The sequence below is a fragment of the Allobosea sp. TAB14 genome, from assembly GCF_052113865.1.
GTDB classification, from domain to species: Bacteria; Pseudomonadota; Alphaproteobacteria; order Rhizobiales; family Beijerinckiaceae; genus Allobosea; species Allobosea spartocytisi.
Map to the genome: position 1 here is coordinate 1 of NZ_JBFRDQ010000383.1, position 1,030 is coordinate 1,030.

1 protein-coding gene is annotated in these 1,030 nt (G+C 60.5%); it reads right to left on the reverse strand.

Translation table 11 applies throughout. The features are described from left to right. Positions 1–893, reverse strand: an 893-nt coding sequence (locus AB4Y99_RS27810) for a LacI family DNA-binding transcriptional regulator (RefSeq protein ID WP_441525632.1), incomplete at its 3' end; no start/stop codon positions are given. Positions 894–1,030: the final 137 nt, after the last annotated feature.

The window sequence follows — 1,030 nt, forward strand, 5'->3', positions numbered from 1 at the left end:
CTCATGATCTCGATATCATCGTACCCGACGATCGATATGTCGTCCGGCAATCGCAGCCCCATGGCCAGCGCTTCCAGGACCGCCCCGACGGCCAGGTGAGCATTTCCGCAAACCACAGCCGTGGGACGCGGGTTTGTCTCCATGATTTTGCGAAACAATGCGCGGCCTTCGGCGACGGTCCATTGGCCCATGGCGAAGTGCTGTGGGCGGACAGCCAGGCCACGCTGTGCCAGCGCGTCACGCAGACCATCAAGCCTTGCGCTGGCCCGATCATTGTTCATCGTCGACTGAGCGATGGCTCCGAACCGGACATGGCCCAAATCGGCCAAGTAGTTCGTCATCATCACGAGCGCTTTATGATTGTCCGGGCCGATGCACCTTCCATTCGCCTTACCATCGTAGACGAAGGTGTTGACGAACGGCATCTCCCGCCGAGCCAGCAGGGGCTCCAGCTCGGGATGGTGAGCCTGTCCGACCAGGATCAATCCGTCGACACCACGCTCCACAAACTTGYGTACCTGGTGGAGTTCCAGCTCGGGATCGTATTCGGAACACGCCAGAAGCAGGGTATAACCTAGCTGCGATAGCTCCGACTGAATCGCATGTGTCGCGTTTGCGAAATCGCCGACAGACAGAGCTGGAAAGACTGCGCCGATTGTCTGCGAGCGCCTCGTGCTGAGTGCCCGAGCCGCACCATCCGGCACCCATCCCAATTCTTTGACGACCACGGCAATGCGTTCGCGTAGGTCGGCCGAAACAACGTCTGGATTGTTGATCGCGCGCGATACCGTCGCTGTTGAAACTCCCGCGAGCCGAGCAACCTCGCGCAAGCCCACGCTGCGGCGCGAATCTGCTTCCGCCACAGCGCCAGTGTCAGAGTTCGCTTGCTGCACGGACTTCGGTCTCGGCATGAATTCAAACGGCTCCGTTGCGGCTTCAGGCGAGTTGGCTTCGCGCCAGCCCGAATTGAAGGCGATAGATGCCACAATCACGCTGTGGCTCGAAGCCCACGGCAAGGCCGCCCATGGAC